The 13,201-nt window shown below is 67.9% G+C and carries 11 protein-coding genes; 5 read left to right on the top strand and 6 right to left on the bottom strand.

The annotated features are described in order from the left end of the window. The first annotated feature begins 170 nt into the window (after positions 1-170). The gene (locus KEG57_RS08780; protein WP_272417617.1) at positions 171-959 is read left to right on the top strand and encodes a C-type lectin domain-containing protein; all 789 of its coding nucleotides are present in this window, start codon (positions 171-173) and stop codon (positions 957-959) included. Beyond that, positions 956-1,693, top strand: a complete 738-nt coding sequence (locus tag KEG57_RS08775) for an alpha/beta fold hydrolase (RefSeq protein WP_272417616.1) — start codon at positions 956-958, stop codon at positions 1,691-1,693. The genes KEG57_RS08780 and KEG57_RS08775 overlap by 4 nt, the downstream gene beginning before the upstream one ends. Here the strand turns inward: KEG57_RS08775 and KEG57_RS08770 are convergent. After that, complete coding sequence (locus KEG57_RS08770; RefSeq protein WP_272417615.1) at positions 1,690-3,003, bottom strand: glycosyltransferase family 4 protein; 1,314 nt, start codon at positions 3,001-3,003, stop codon at positions 1,690-1,692. The two genes, KEG57_RS08775 and KEG57_RS08770, sit on opposite strands and share 4 nt — an antisense overlap. 149 nt (positions 3,004-3,152) lie before the next feature. On the opposite strand from KEG57_RS08770, the gene rseP reads away from it, so the two are divergent. Next, a complete protein-coding gene (gene rseP / locus KEG57_RS08765; RefSeq protein WP_272417614.1) occupies positions 3,153-4,826 on the top strand; it encodes an RIP metalloprotease RseP in 1,674 nt (557 codons plus the stop codon). Beyond that, complete coding sequence (locus tag KEG57_RS08760) at positions 4,819-6,168, top strand: RsmB/NOP family class I SAM-dependent RNA methyltransferase (protein WP_272417613.1); 1,350 nt, start codon at positions 4,819-4,821, stop codon at positions 6,166-6,168. The genes rseP and KEG57_RS08760 overlap by 8 nt, the downstream gene beginning before the upstream one ends. A 21-nt stretch (positions 6,169-6,189) precedes the next feature. On the opposite strand, the gene KEG57_RS08755 is transcribed toward KEG57_RS08760, so the two are convergent. From KEG57_RS08755 to KEG57_RS08740, 4 genes are all read right to left on the bottom strand, one after another. Next, the gene (locus tag KEG57_RS08755; RefSeq protein ID WP_272417612.1) at positions 6,190-7,596 is read right to left on the bottom strand and encodes an FAD-dependent oxidoreductase; all 1,407 of its coding nucleotides are present in this window, start codon (positions 7,594-7,596) and stop codon (positions 6,190-6,192) included. Between the two features lie 50 nt (positions 7,597-7,646). After that, positions 7,647-8,201: a hypothetical protein gene (locus tag KEG57_RS08750; protein ID WP_272417611.1), complete on the bottom strand. Its 555-nt coding sequence runs from the start codon at positions 8,199-8,201 to the stop codon at positions 7,647-7,649. A 4-nt stretch (positions 8,202-8,205) separates the two neighbouring features. Next, positions 8,206-10,380: a flotillin domain-containing protein gene (locus tag KEG57_RS08745; protein ID WP_272417610.1), complete on the bottom strand. Its 2,175-nt coding sequence runs from the start codon at positions 10,378-10,380 to the stop codon at positions 8,206-8,208. 100 nt (positions 10,381-10,480) lie between these two features. Beyond that, positions 10,481-11,305, bottom strand: a complete 825-nt coding sequence (locus KEG57_RS08740) for an OB-fold-containig protein (RefSeq protein WP_272417609.1) — start codon at positions 11,303-11,305, stop codon at positions 10,481-10,483. Positions 11,306-11,482: 177 nt separating this feature from the next. On the opposite strand from KEG57_RS08740, the gene KEG57_RS08735 reads away from it, so the two are divergent. Further along, positions 11,483-12,439 carry an amidohydrolase family protein gene (locus KEG57_RS08735; protein ID WP_272417608.1) on the top strand — a complete coding sequence of 319 codons (957 nt, stop codon included), beginning with the start codon at positions 11,483-11,485 and terminating at the stop codon, positions 12,437-12,439. Here KEG57_RS08735 and KEG57_RS08730 read toward each other — a convergent pair. Then, entirely contained in the window at positions 12,431-13,198 is a 768-nt protein-coding gene (locus tag KEG57_RS08730; protein WP_272417607.1) for a DUF1295 domain-containing protein, read from the bottom strand. The two genes, KEG57_RS08735 and KEG57_RS08730, sit on opposite strands and share 9 nt — an antisense overlap. Positions 13,199-13,201: the final 3 nt, after the last annotated feature.

Genomic DNA, 13,201 nt, shown 5'->3' with positions numbered 1-13,201 from the left:
CGATCGTATCGAACCCCGACGAGGCGCTGACGCCACGAGGCGCGGAATCCGCTTCTGCGACTCCCTCGGCGTCCGCTTCCGCTTCCGCCCCCGAAAAACCGAAACTCGAAGTGGCGGACGGCGCGCCGAAACCACTTCCGCCTTTTTCGTGTGGCAGGGGGAAGGAAATCGTGGCCGCGACGGGCACGTATTGCGTGTTCACGGAGCTGCAATCGTGGCCGGATGCCGAGCGGCATTGCGAGGAGCACGGCGGGCACCTCGCGTCGATCACGTCCGAGGCCGAAGTGCAGGTGATCCGCGCGGCGATCGTGTCGCCCGTCAGCGGCGAGAACGTGTGGCTCGGGCTCGTGGAGCCGACAGAGGGGCGGTGGCTCGGCCCCGACGCCAAGCCCATACGATTCTTCGCGTGGAACGGCGGCGAGCCGAACAACGACGGCGGCGCGGAGAACTGCGGCTCGTGGCTCCTCGGGAGCGGGCGGTGGAACGACGTCGATTGCTTCGTGCCGCGCATGGCGCTCTGCAAGAGCCGATCGCCGGCGGGGACGAAAGGCGCGCTCAAGTGCGCCGAGAGCGCGCGGCTCGTCGTCGGGAAGCGCGAGTATTGTTTGCAAGATGCCGCGACGTGGCAAAATGCGCAGGCGCGGTGCGCGCAATCGGGCGGGGACCTCGCCGTGATCGAGTCGGCGGAGGAGAACGACGCGCTGTTTGCGGCGATCGGTGCGAAGATCGACGTCGGGTCGATGTGGATCGGGCTCTCGGACGCGGCGAAAGAAGACGACTTCCGGTGGGCCTCGGGCGAGCCGGTCGGCGCGCCGCCATGGCGGAGCGGAGAGCCGAACAACCTCGGCGACGAGGATTGCGCGGAGTGGCTCCCGAGCGACGGACGCGCGAACGATCTCGCCTGTCAGGAAAAACGCGCGAGCCTGTGCGAAAAACCCAAGGTGGAGGCCGCGAGATGACGGCGACGTTCGTCCTGGTCCACGGCCCTTTCCTCGGCGGATGGGGGTTTCGGCGCGTCGCTTCGGAGCTCGAACGCGCAGGGCACACGGTCTTCACGCCGACGCTCACGGGCATTGGCGAGCGCTCACATTTGCTCGGCCCGCACGTGGGTTTGTCGACGCATATCGATGACATCACGAACGTGCTCGTGTACGAGGACCTCCGTGACGTGATCCTCGTGGGGCAAACCTACGGCGGGATGGTCATCACCGGCGTCGCGGACCGTGTGCCGGAGCGGATTGCGCGGCTCGTGTACGTGAACGGGCACGTGCCGACGAACGGGCGCAATGCGATGGGCGCATTCGGCGGAGGGACGGCCGGCAAGCTCGATGATATGTCGGGCAACGAGGGGCCCCGGCTTTTGCCGCCATTTCCCTTCGAGGCGATGGGCATCTACGATCCCGCGGACCGGGCCTGGGTGGGGCCGAGGCTCTCGCCGCATCCGATGAAATGCCTCGAAGAGCCGATCGTGCTCGCGCACGGCGAGCCCCGGATGCCCCGCGCCTACGTGCTCGGCACGGCGCGAGACGATCTGATCGCGTTCTTCAAGACGGATCCGATCGCTCACTTCGTGGAAAAGGCGCGGGCGGACGGCTTCGAGTTTCACGAGGTCGCCGCCGGCTTGTTCCCCATGATCAGCCACCCGAAGGAACTGGCTGCGGTGCTCGAACGAATCGCCTCCTCCGCTCGTTAGGCGGCCGAGGACGCGCTCGTTTGTCCCTGCGGAACGACGATGTCGCGGAGCACCTCGGCGAGGCGGCCAGCGATGGCGCGGCGGTGGAAAGGTTCGAGGCCGACAGGATGGGAAGGAAGGAGCGGCTCGCCGCGCTGAAATGAGAGCGCAATCCGCTCGAGCGCCGCGGCAATGGCGGCGGGCTCGCGCGGGTGCACGACGAGGCCGAGCCGATGTCGCTCGACGAGGCGCGAGAGCGCGCCCTCGGGCGCGAGCGCGAGGCAAGGCCGGCCGACCGCCATGATGTCGAAGATTTTCCCCGGATAAATGGCCGCATTGCCCGGGATGTCGTCGACGATGACGAGCGCGAGGTGGCTCTCCGCGAGGAGCGAGAGCGCCTCGTCGTGCGGGCGAAAACCGAGATGCCGGACCATCGGGAGCGGGTTTTCCTCGAAGACGGCGCGCTCGGTATCGACGACGCGGCCGATGAAACGAATGTCGAAGAGGTTCGCAAGGGCAGGCGCGCGCTCCGCGAGGAGGCGCAAGCCCGCGAAGAGGCCACGCGGCGAGGTATGCCAGAAGGTCGTGCCGGCATAGGTCGCGACGAGCTTGCGGCCGGGCGCGTAGGTCCGGGGCGGAGGCGCGTCGAGGATGTGCGCGAAGTCGTCTGGATCGTAGCCGTTCGTCAGCGTGATGACGCGGCGCGGGTCGAGGTCGCGATAACGCGCGAGCAGGTTGTGGCGGAAGTCCTCGGTGGCCGTGAGGATTCGCGCGGCGCGCCGGACGAGCGCGGGTTCGATCGTGTCGATCGCGCGCGCGAGGAGCGGGCCGCCGTGCATTTCATAGGTGGCCGCGGTGCGCCATTCGTCGCGATAGTCGAGGACGAACGGGACACGCGCGAGCGGGCCGAGCAAAAAAGGCGAAAAAGGCGGGCCGCTGACGAGGACGACGTCGACGTTCGCCGAGAGGCGGCGAATCGCGGCCGCGGCGGCGGGGAGCCACAGGATTTGCGGGTCCGGGACGAGCGCGGCGGAGGCAAGGCGCGCGAGGACACGGCGCGCGCCGGAGAAGCGGCCCTTCGACGCAGCGCCGCGCCAGACGGCAGCCTTTTTCTCGTAGCTCGGTTCGAGGGTCCGGGCGCGGACGACCTTCACTTCGGCCGGGACGTCGCGGAGCAAACTCTCGTCCCGGATGGGGACGGACGGGTTTTCCGCCGTGAGCACGGTGGTCTCGACGCCGCACGAGGGCAGGTACTTCGCGAACTTGGTGACGCGCTGGACGGCGACGCCGCCGACGGGCGGAAAAGCGTACGAGACGATGAGCAGGCGCAAGACGGATCCCCCCTTCCGAATGCAGGGGCGAACGATTGCACGGCGGTGCGGGCCGGGCAAATAGGGGCCCCTTGTGAGCGGAAAGAGCGTCCTGGGCGCGGTTTTGTCCTTGGCGCCCCGGCGGGATCTCGCGTAGAGATACGCCAGCCGTGGATCTGCTCTACTTCGCGCTTCTCTGCTCCGTGCTCATCTTCGTGCACGAGCTCGGCCACTTCGTGTGGGCGAAGATCTTCGGCGTGAAGGTGCTCACGTTCTCGATGGGTTTCGGGCCGAAGGTGCTCCGGTTTCGAGGACGAGAGACGGAGTATTGCGTGGGGCTCTTGCCCCTCGGCGGCTTCGTGAAGATGCTCGAGGAGAACCGGCAGGAGCCGGTGCTGCCCGAGGATCGCAAGCGTACGTTCGAGGCGCAGGCGCTCTGGAAAAGGGTGATCATCGTCATCGCGGGCCCGGCGATGAACATCCTGTTCCCGGTCCTCCTGTATTTCTCCGTTTTCGTCGGGGAGACACGATTCTCACCCCCCACGGTCGGCTTCGTTTTGCCCGGACACCCGGCGGAGGGAAAACTCGTGCCGGGCGATCGGGTGCTCGAGGTGGACGGCGAGCGAATCTCGACGTTCGCCGAGCTCGCGCGGATCATCGGCGAGAGCCCCGGCAAAGAGCTGCGGCTCAAGGTGTTCCGCAACAACGAGCACGTCGAGGTCGTGGTGGTGCCGGAGGAGAAGGTCGTCCGGAAACCGCTCGACATCGTGGAGAAGGTCGGCGAAATCGGCATCAAGCCGAGCCGGCCCGCGGCCGTCGTGGGCATCTCGCGGCCGGATTCGCCGGCGTATCGCGCAGGGCTCCGGACGTTCGACCTCGTGACCGAGGTGCGAGGCCGGCCGGTGAAGACATTCGCGGATCTCGAAACGGCGCTGTCCGAGAATCACGGCGAGACGGTGCCGGTGACGTATTTGCGGCCGGTGAAGGTGCCGCGCGCGTTCGGCGGGCTCGCGGACATGGCCGTGTACGAGTCGGGCGTGGCGGCGCTGACGCCGGAAGCGAGCGGGCACGGCGATCTGGAGGAGCGCACGGGGCTCGAATCGGCGGACCTTTACGTATTCGACGTGGCCGAGGGTTCGGCGGAATGGAACGCCGACATGCGGCCCGGGGATCGTATCGTGGAGGTGGACCAAACCACGGTGACGGCCTGGGCGACGTTCCTCGAACGGCTGCTCGCTTCGCCGGATCGTCCGCACACGGTGACGTGGCTCCGCGGCGGCGTGAAGAAGAGCGGGACGATTCTTCTGCGGCGCGAGGACTGGATCGACGAATACGGGCAGCACCGGCCGCGGTATTTCGTGCGGGCGTCGAACTGGTCGCCAGTGGTGCCGGAGGCGTACGTGGAACACGCGTCGCTCTTGCCTTTCGCGCTCCGGAGCGCGCTCGACGAGACGTACGACGTGATCCGGTTCATCGTGGTGGGAATCGTGCGGATCGCCGAAGGCAAGGTGAGCATCTCGACGCTGGGCGGGCCGATCACGGTGTACGACGTGGTCGGCGAGGAGGGCTCGAAGGGCGTCTCCTATTTCGTGTGGGCGATGGCCGTGATTTCCATCAACCTCGGGCTCGTGAATCTCTTGCCGATCCCGGTGCTCGACGGCGGTCATCTCCTGTTTTTCCTGTTCGAGGCGGTGTCACGGCGGCCTCTGCCGCTCCGGGTGCGGGAGATCGCGAGCCTCGTGGGCCTGCTCGTGCTCTTTGCATTGATGGGGGTGGCGTTCAAGAATGACGTGGAGCGGCGGTGGGACGTGATCCAAGGGCAGTTGAGGGAGCTCGTTGATTAGCGAAGCGAGGATCATCGCGGCCCGCGTGCTCGCGCGGGTGTGGAGCACGGAGGCGTTCGCAGCCGCGGCGCTCGACGCCGAGCTCGGGCGGCATTCCGAAATGGATCCGCGCGACGCGGGGCTCGCAACCGAACTCGTGTACGGGGTTTTGCGTACGGAAGCGGCGCTCGTCGCGAGGCTTTCGGCCTTGACGCCCAAAGGCAAGCTCGACCTGCCGTCGCCCATCGCGCGGGCGCACGTGCTCATGGCGGCGTATACGATCTGCTTTCTGGATCGGGTGCCGGCGTTCGCCGCGGTGAACGAGGCGGTGGGGGCGATCCGCGCGGAAGGGGACGTGCGGACGGGGTCGTTCGCGAATGCGATTTTGCGGAAGCTGTCGGCGGAGGTCGAGGCGAAGGGGCGGCCCTTGCTGATCGAGGCGGCGAGCGCGTCGGCACCCGGATGGCTCCGAGGATCGCTGCGTCGGTCGCTCGGGCGGAGCGCGGCGGAGGCCTATCTCGCCGCAGGCCCGGTGCCGCCGCCGCTGGGTTTGTCGCTCGCGCTGTCGGAGGATCGGGCGGCGTGGGTCGCGCGATTGCGTGAGGTTTGTCCGGACGGCACATTCGAGGAAGGACACGCCTCGCCGCGAGCGATCCTGGTGCGCGGCGCCGGGGACGTGCGGCGATTGCCGGGCGCGGGAACCGCGTGGATCGTGCAGGAAGAAGGGGCGCAGGTGGTGGCGCTCGCGCTCGGGGCGCGGCGAGGCGAGCGGGTGCTCGACGCCTGCGCGGGGCGCGGAAACAAGACGTGGCTGCTCGCGGACGAGGTGGGCCCCGAGGGCGCGGTGGACGCGGCGGATCTGTACGCCGCGAAGCTCGAGCGATTGAAGGAGGGTCCGGCGGGGCGAGGGGCGCGGGCGGCGTACGCGGTCGACTGGGCGGCGCGGACAGGGGCGTTCGCGGAGGTGCCGGAGGATTACGATCGGGTGCTGGTGGACGCGCCGTGTTCGGGCGTGGGGACGCTGCGGAGGCGGCCAGAGATTGCGCTTCGGCGGACGGCGGAGGACGTGAAACGTTTGTCGGAGCTGCAGACTGCGATCGTGCGGAACGCGGCGACGCGGGTGAAGGACGGGGGGCGGCTGGTCTTCGCGGTGTGCAGCGTGCTGCGGGAGGAGGCCGAAGAGGTGGTCGAGCGGCTCGTCGGGGAAACGCCGGGGATGGCGGTTCGGCTGGAAAAACTGCCGATCGAGGCGGAGCTTCCGCGGGAGATTCTGGGCGAGGGGGCAACGAGCTTCCGGCTCCTGCCGCACGTGCAGGGGACGGATGGGTATTTCGTGGCGGGGTTTTTGGTGCGGAAAGGCTGATTCAGGGGCAGGCAGCCTGCCCTACCCCGCCCCTCCCACGAGCCCCCCCACCACCTCGCGCACGGAAGTCCGCACGGGCCGCGTCGCCCGCTCGATCACCCGTCGCGCCACGTCCGGCGCGAGCAGCGACGATACCGGATCAAGCAAGTGCTGCACCCGGACGAACCTCTGGAACACCAGTTCGTCATCCGGGATGGTATTCATGAGCTCGTCCATGTACTTCCCCACCACCCGGCTGAGCCCCCCGGGGCGCTCGCCCCGCGTCGCCGACCAGCGGAAATCCTCGGAGATCGCCATTCCCCACACCGAGCGCACGACCCGCTCGAGGCGTCGCTGGAATCGGCGCGACAAACCCGCGAGGCTCGGGCCGCCGATGCGCTCGCGTTGCTCCGAAAGGCAGGCGCCGAGCTCCAGCGCGCCGAGCACCGCCATCGACATGCCCTGGCCGTACATCGGGTTGAACGAGGCGACCACGTCGCCGAGCGCCACGAAGCGGTCCGGGAAACGCTTCAGCTCCTCGAAATGGCGGTGGCGGTTCTCCCCCTTCGCCGAGCCGTAGATTGGCGAGGCCGGCTCGGCTTTCTGCACGAGATCCCAGACCTCGGGGAATCGCAGGTTGCGGATCCAGGCGTGGAATCCCTCTTCGTCGAGCGGCGCGCGTTCGCCCGCGATGCCCATCAGCGTGACGAACCACTTGCCGTCCTCGCACGACATGTAGCCTCCGCCCCGCGGCAGATCCGGGGGGGTCGGGAGGTCCACCACGAGATTGTACCGCGAGAGGCTGCGAGGACCACGATACCAGCGGGTCGCATAAGACAGGGCCGCGTCGACCGTCTCCTCGCGCGGCGTCGGATAGCCGAGCTCCGCGAGCCACTCGTCCACCCGGCCCTCGCGGCCGCACGCCGCGACCACGAAGTCGGCCCGCAGGACGTCCTCCCCGCGGCTGTCGCGAACCTTCACGCCCGAGACCCCGTGGCCCTCGGCGACGAGGCCCTTCACCTGGACGCCATTACGAAACTCGACCCGGCCGCCACGCTCGAGCCGACACCGCATCGTGTACTCCCGGAACGGACGGCTCGCGAAGCTGACCTCGACGCCGCTCGTCGAGTGCGGCAGGCGGAAGATGGGAAAATTGATGAGCGCTGTGCCGGCATAGTCGCCCCACGGCGCCCCGGCCGCGGTGAGCTCCTCGCGGAGGCCCGGGAAGAGCCCCTCCAGCGCCTGCTCACCGCCCGCGAGCAGGATGTGGACGTGCCGAGCCTGCGGGACCCCGGCCCGGTGCTCGGCGCCGCCCGGCGGTTTGTCGCGCTCGAGCACGGTGATACGGTCGAAATGCTCGGTGAGCACACGCGCGGTGGAGAGGCCAGCGATACCACCACCAATGACAATGGCATGACGGCCGGTTCCGTGCGCTGCAGCAAGACTCATGGCGGTCCTCCTCGACGAAGGCCACATGATAGCCAAAAGCGGAAATCCTGTCAGCCCCGCACGTTCCGATCGGGTGACGGACGGGAGCCCTGGAGCTCGGCGAGGATCGCGTCGAGGCGCGCGAGAATGGCTTTCTGGAGGGCGAGTGACTCCGCTGTAGCGGCGGACACGTGCGCTTCAGCCCCATTGGAAGGCGGCGCGCCAGAATTGTGCTGCGCCGGGACAGGCGGGGCGAACGCGTTCGCCGCGACACTCGGGCCAAACGTCATGAGGAAGGTGGCGAGGGCCTTGCCGGATTCGGTCGCCGCGAACTTGTTGTCGTATCCCACCGAAAGGCAGGTCGAGACGAACACCGCGGCGTCCCAGAACGTGCGGCACCGCGGATTCTTGTCCTTCTCGGCCAGCCAAAAGAGGTAGGCGCCGCCAAGCACGGAGACGAGGAGCGTGTCCAGCGGATCCCGCTGGACGAGCTCGCGAAAACCCTGCTTCCACGTGCCATACCCGAGCGCGCCGCCCTGCGCGCCCGGGGTCGAGACGAGGCCACGCGCGATCTGCGCAAGAGCCGTGAGCGCGGCTTCATCGGGGTCTCGGCGAGGCGTGGTCATCGAATCATTCCCCAGGGAGCGGGGCCGCGGGCGGGATCGTCGGAGGGTCGATCTCGTGGACCTGAATGCCAGCGCCGGAGGGCGCGGCGCGGCCGACGCCGAGGTCGTCGAGTTTCTTCGCGAGCTCGGGGTCCTTGTCGATCACAGCGCGGAGCTCGGCCGGGAGCGTGCCGAGGAAGGCGCGGGCCTTGTCCGCGAGGCCTCGCTCGTCGACCTGCGAGAATGCGAGCATCTCGCGGAGGAGCGGGTAGGCGGCGCCCGCTTCGAGGATGGTCTTGAGGACCGGCGAAGCGACGTTGCCGAAGGGCGCGCTCGGGGCGCCCTCGCCGTTTGTCGCGGCAGAGCCGCTCGTGCCCTGGAGCTGCAGGACCTTGATCTCGCTGATGGCGCGGGCCGGGGTCATGAGCTCGCGGGTGACGGCGGGCAGGACGTCGAGCGCCTTCACGGCGACGTCGCGGAGGAGGAACTTCGTGGCGACAGCGTTCTCGGCCTCGACGAGCCTGCGCTTGGCTTCGGCTTCGGCCTCGCCCTTCTTGCGCGTGGCCTCGGCGAGGGCGATCAAGGCCTGCGCTTCCTGCGAGGCGGCCTGGGCCTTGGCCTCGGCCGAGATGCGGACGCGATCGGCGTCGGCCTCGGCGCCCTTGCGCATGACGTTCGCGTTCGCCTGCGCATCGAGCTCGCGCGCCTGCGCGAGGCCCTGCGCGCGGGCGATCTCGCCCTCGGCGGCGGCGCGCTTGGCCGCGGCTTCGCCTTCGGCGTGCGCCTTGAGCGCGGCGGCCTGCGTCTCGGCTTCGAGCTTGAGCTTGAAGGCCTCGCGCTCGGCGGCGATGCGCGAGCGTTGCGCGTCCTCCTCGCTCTTGATGACGGCGATCGCCTTTTCGCGGTTCGCCTTCGCGGTCTCCTCGACCGTGATGATCCCCTGCATCGCTTGCTGTTGCTCGGCCTCGGCCTGGGCCTTCAGAGCAGCGGCGCGCGCGGCTTGCTCTTCGCTCTGCGTGACCGCGATTTGCTTGGCGATGCGCGCGGTCTCGACGGCCTGCTGCTTGACGATCTCGGCGCTCTCGACGGCCTTCTGTTTGTCGATCGAGGCGGTTTCCAGGGCTTTTTGCCGATCGACCTCGGCGGCCTGGACGACCTTCTCTTTCTCGATCATCGAGGCCTCGATCTCGCGCTGCTTGGCAATCTCGGCGGCCTGCTGCGCCTTCTCGGCGGCGATCTGCGCTTCACGCTGGCCCCGCTGGCGCGCGGCCTCGGCGACGGCGATCGCTTGCTCCTGCTGGATACGCGCGGTCTCGGTGGCCTTGCGTTTTTCGAGCGCGGCGAGCTCCTGCGCCTGCTCCTGGACGTAGACGGCCTTCGCGGTCTCGGCCTTCTGCGTGGCGGCGTATTCGGCGACGCGGCGGGCCTGGTCGGCCTCGGCCTGCTTCTGATCCTGCTCGATCGTGAGGGCGCGTTTTTTCGCCTCGGCGTTCGTGAGCTGGATGGCGAGCTCTTTTTCGCGCTGGATCTTGGTGGTCTGCTCGGCGTTCGACTGGACGCTGTCGGTGATGGCGCGCAGGCCCTCGGCGTCGAAGACGTCCTGCGGATCGAGCTCCTTCACGGGGACCATCGCGAGCGCGGTGATCGAGACGTTCTCCAGCGTGAGGCCGTTTTTCTTGAGCTCGTCGGAGAGCGTGCTCTGGATGTGCTCGGCGAACTGCTTTCGCTGGCCGTGCAGCTCCATGAAGGTCTGGTTTGCCGAGACGGACCGGAGGGCGTCGGTGAGTTTGCCCTCGATGAGGTCACCGATGGCCTGCTCGTCAAAGTTTCGCTCGCCGAACGAACGCGCGGCGGCGAGGACGTCCTCGGCGATGGGCTCGACCTTGATGTAGAGCTCGGTCGTGACGTTGGCCTTGATCTTGTCCTTCGTGACGAGGGCGTTCTTGCCGGAGCGCTCGACGGAGAGCTTGATCGAGTGCAGCGAGACGCGCAGGAGCTGGTGGAGGATCGGATAGACGGTGATACCGCCGCCGATCACGACCTTGTTGCCGCCGGCGCCGGTGCGGACGAGGGCCTCGTCCGCGCCGCAGCGTCGATAAAACTTCGCCAGGGTGACGAAGAAGGCGACCAGGAGGACCAGGAAGCCGACCGTCCCCAAGGCGAATAACTGAAACTCGGGTTTCTGGAAGAGCTGAGGCATGGCTCGGATGCTCCGTATGGAGAAAGCACCGCCCGCGAGGGCGACGATCGATGAGACCGCCTCGCAGGGGGCCGTGGCAAGGGAGAACGCGCTCGCCCGCTCAGGGCGCGCGGCGAACGTTGGATTTATTATTCTTTTCCGAGGCCTCCGCTTCGGCCTCTGCTTCGGTTTCCGCCCGCGTATCGCCCGCGATGCGGAGCGCGGGCGCGGGAGGCGCGTCGTCGTCGTCGAGCGGCGCGACGAAGATGCGACCGTCCCTGCTGTCGTAATCGACGATGACCACCTCGCGGCCGGCCCCGATGACGGGTTCGCCCTCACGAATGCGGCAGATGACGTGCACGAAATGCCCCGCCCGGTCCTTGGCACGAATTTCGCCGAATTCGCTGGTCACGCGGCTACTGATCACGACACCCGAGCAGCCCACGAGGTTCCTGCGGCTCGTGGCCTCCTCGCCTGACGGCGCGACGACCTTGCCGAGGAGGCGCGAGGCAGAGCGCGTGACGAGGTAGGCGACGAGGAGCGAAGCGGGCAGGCTGAGCGCGAGGGTCGAGGGCGCGAGGGCACCGGCGCGGCCGAAATAAAGGGTGTTGAGCGCGAGGCCGGTGATGCCGAACGTGACGGCGAAGGTCTGCCAGAGGACTGAAAACGGGATGCGGCCGGCGCCGAGGTCGACGAGGATCTTGCCGCCGAGGCTCGCGTCGTTCTCGTGATCGGCGTCGTGATCGTGGTCGTGATCGGCGTCGGCATCGACGTCGTGATCGGCGTCGACATCCGCGTCGTGATCCGCGTCGGCGTCGTGATCGGAGCCGCCGACGAGCAGGCCGAGGACGCCGGTCATTTGCAGCAGCGCGAAGAGGATCGCGACGGCGAATACGATGGCGTAGGGGAGGTTCGCCCAGACGAACAGAGATTGGAGGAAGTCCAAGGGGCGCACCTCGACGTGCCCGGATCGTGTGGCCGCGCGAGGGCGGGGTCAAGATGAAGGGATCCGATTCGCACGATGGATGGCGGGAGGTCGAGGTTGTCCTCGCTGCAAAACGCGCCCTCGTCAGGCGGGGCGAGGGCTGTCGCGCGGAGCGCGTTTGAGGCATGCTGCGTCGCCATGCACGACTGTCCCCTGCCCTGCCTCGCCGATCACGCGCCGCCGTCCCGGGAGGCGTTCGGAGGATGGCTCTCGGCCGACCAGGCGCCGCTGCCCGCCGCGAACGACGAGGAAGGCGCGCGCCTGTCGTCGTCGCTGCCCGAGGTGATCGACGCGCACGTGCACGTGTTCCCGGAGCCGGTGTTCGAGGCGCTCTGGCGCTGGTTCGACCAGTATGGATGGCCGATCCGGTACAAGCTCAAAGCGCGGGAGGTGGTGCAATTTTTGCTGTCGCGCGGGGTGTCGCGGATCGTGGCGCTGCATTACGCGCACAAGCCGGGAATGGCGCGGGCGCTGAACCAATTCGTGGCGGGGCTCTGTCGGGAGGAGCCGCGGGTCGTCGGGCTCGCGACGGTGCTGCCCGGAGAGCCGGGCGCGAAGGAGATCCTGGCGGAGGCGTTTGGGATGGGGCTGAAAGGCGTGAAGTTGCATTGCCACGTGCAATGCTTCTCGCCGGACGAGGAGTCGCTGCACGACGTGTACGAGGCGTGCGTCCGGGCAAACAAGCCGCTCGTGGTGCACGCAGGCAGGGAGCCGAAGAGCCCGGCGTACAAGTGTGATACGTACGAGATTTGTTCGGCCGAGCGGGTCGGGCGGGTGCTCGCGGACTATCCGGGTTTGAAGCTCTGCGTGCCGCACCTCGGGGCCAACGAGTTCGACGCGTACGAGCGGCTGATGGAACGGTACGACAATCTCTGGCTCGATACGACGATGACGATGGCCGAATACTTCACGGGCCCGCCGCCGGTACGGCTTCTGCATTGCCGGCCGGAGCGGGTGCTTTACGGTTCGGATTTTCCGAACGTGCCGTATGCGTGGGATCGGGAGATCAAGCGGCTCGCGGCGCTCGGAATGCGGGAGATAGAGCTCGCGGGGATTGTCGGGGGGAATGCGAAGAGGCTGTACGGATCAGAATAGACCCGGCACGAGCGCCTTCCGCTCCGGCGGGTAATCCGGGAACTTTTCGCGGTACCAGCGGTGGTGGGAGCGGGCGCGCGGCAGGAGGTTCGCGATCGTCCAGAGCGCGAACGCGACGCCCGGCAGAGACCAGGTGCAGATCGCAAAACCGACCCATTCGATGATCTCGCCGAAATAATTGGGGCAGCTCACCCAGCGGTAAAAGCCGCCGCGCGGGATCTTGTAGCCGGTTTCGCCAGGCTTGCGCAGGTGGAGGAGGATCCAGTCGGCCTGCTGGTTGATGGCGAATCCCGCGAGGAAGATGGCCGCGCCAAGGAAGAAGCGGGGATCCGAGAGCCAGGCGCTTCCATGACGATCCGCGCCCGCAAAGCCGAAGAGCCAGCGGCCATTGAGATAGCCGTTGAGCGAGGTGAACGTGAACGCCGCCGCGGCAATGGCGATCGGCATTCGCTTGGGGCCGCTCTTGATGCGAAACGGGAAGATGAAGGCGCGGTGGACGTAATGGAGCTGCCAGAGGAAGAGGAACCCGAGCGAGGCCGGGTCCGTCGGGCAGCCGCCCAGATACCAGCACGCGAAAAAGACGAGGACCGACGGCGACTCCATGAGGAGCCAGCCGAGGCGATTGTCGATCGTGGGGCCCCAGGATTTCGTTTCGTGGCGGCCGTACGGGGCGGTGATGAAAAAGAGCGCCGGGAAGATCAGGGCCGCGATGACGAGGAATCCCCAGATGAGGAATCGATAGAACGTGGGCTCGTCCATGTA

It is taken from the genome of Polyangium jinanense (assembly GCF_028435365.1).
Note: the sequence above shows the minus strand (reverse complement) of the source record. Positions and strands in the feature narration are given on the sequence as shown.

Coding starts and splice junctions, on each gene's coding strand:
- KEG57_RS08775 (WP_272417616.1), top strand. CDS start 956: ATGACGGCGACGTTCGTCCTGGTCCACGGCCCTTTCCTCGGCGGATGG.
- KEG57_RS08755 (WP_272417612.1), bottom strand. CDS start 7,596: ATGAGTCTTGCTGCAGCGCACGGAACCGGCCGTCATGCCATTGTCATT.
- KEG57_RS08750 (WP_272417611.1), bottom strand. CDS start 8,201: ATGACCACGCCTCGCCGAGACCCCGATGAAGCCGCGCTCACGGCTCTT.
- KEG57_RS08745 (WP_272417610.1), bottom strand. CDS start 10,380: ATGCCTCAGCTCTTCCAGAAACCCGAGTTTCAGTTATTCGCCTTGGGG.
- KEG57_RS08735 (WP_272417608.1), top strand. CDS start 11,483: ATGCACGACTGTCCCCTGCCCTGCCTCGCCGATCACGCGCCGCCGTCC.
- KEG57_RS08730 (WP_272417607.1), bottom strand. CDS start 13,198: ATGGACGAGCCCACGTTCTATCGATTCCTCATCTGGGGATTCCTCGTC.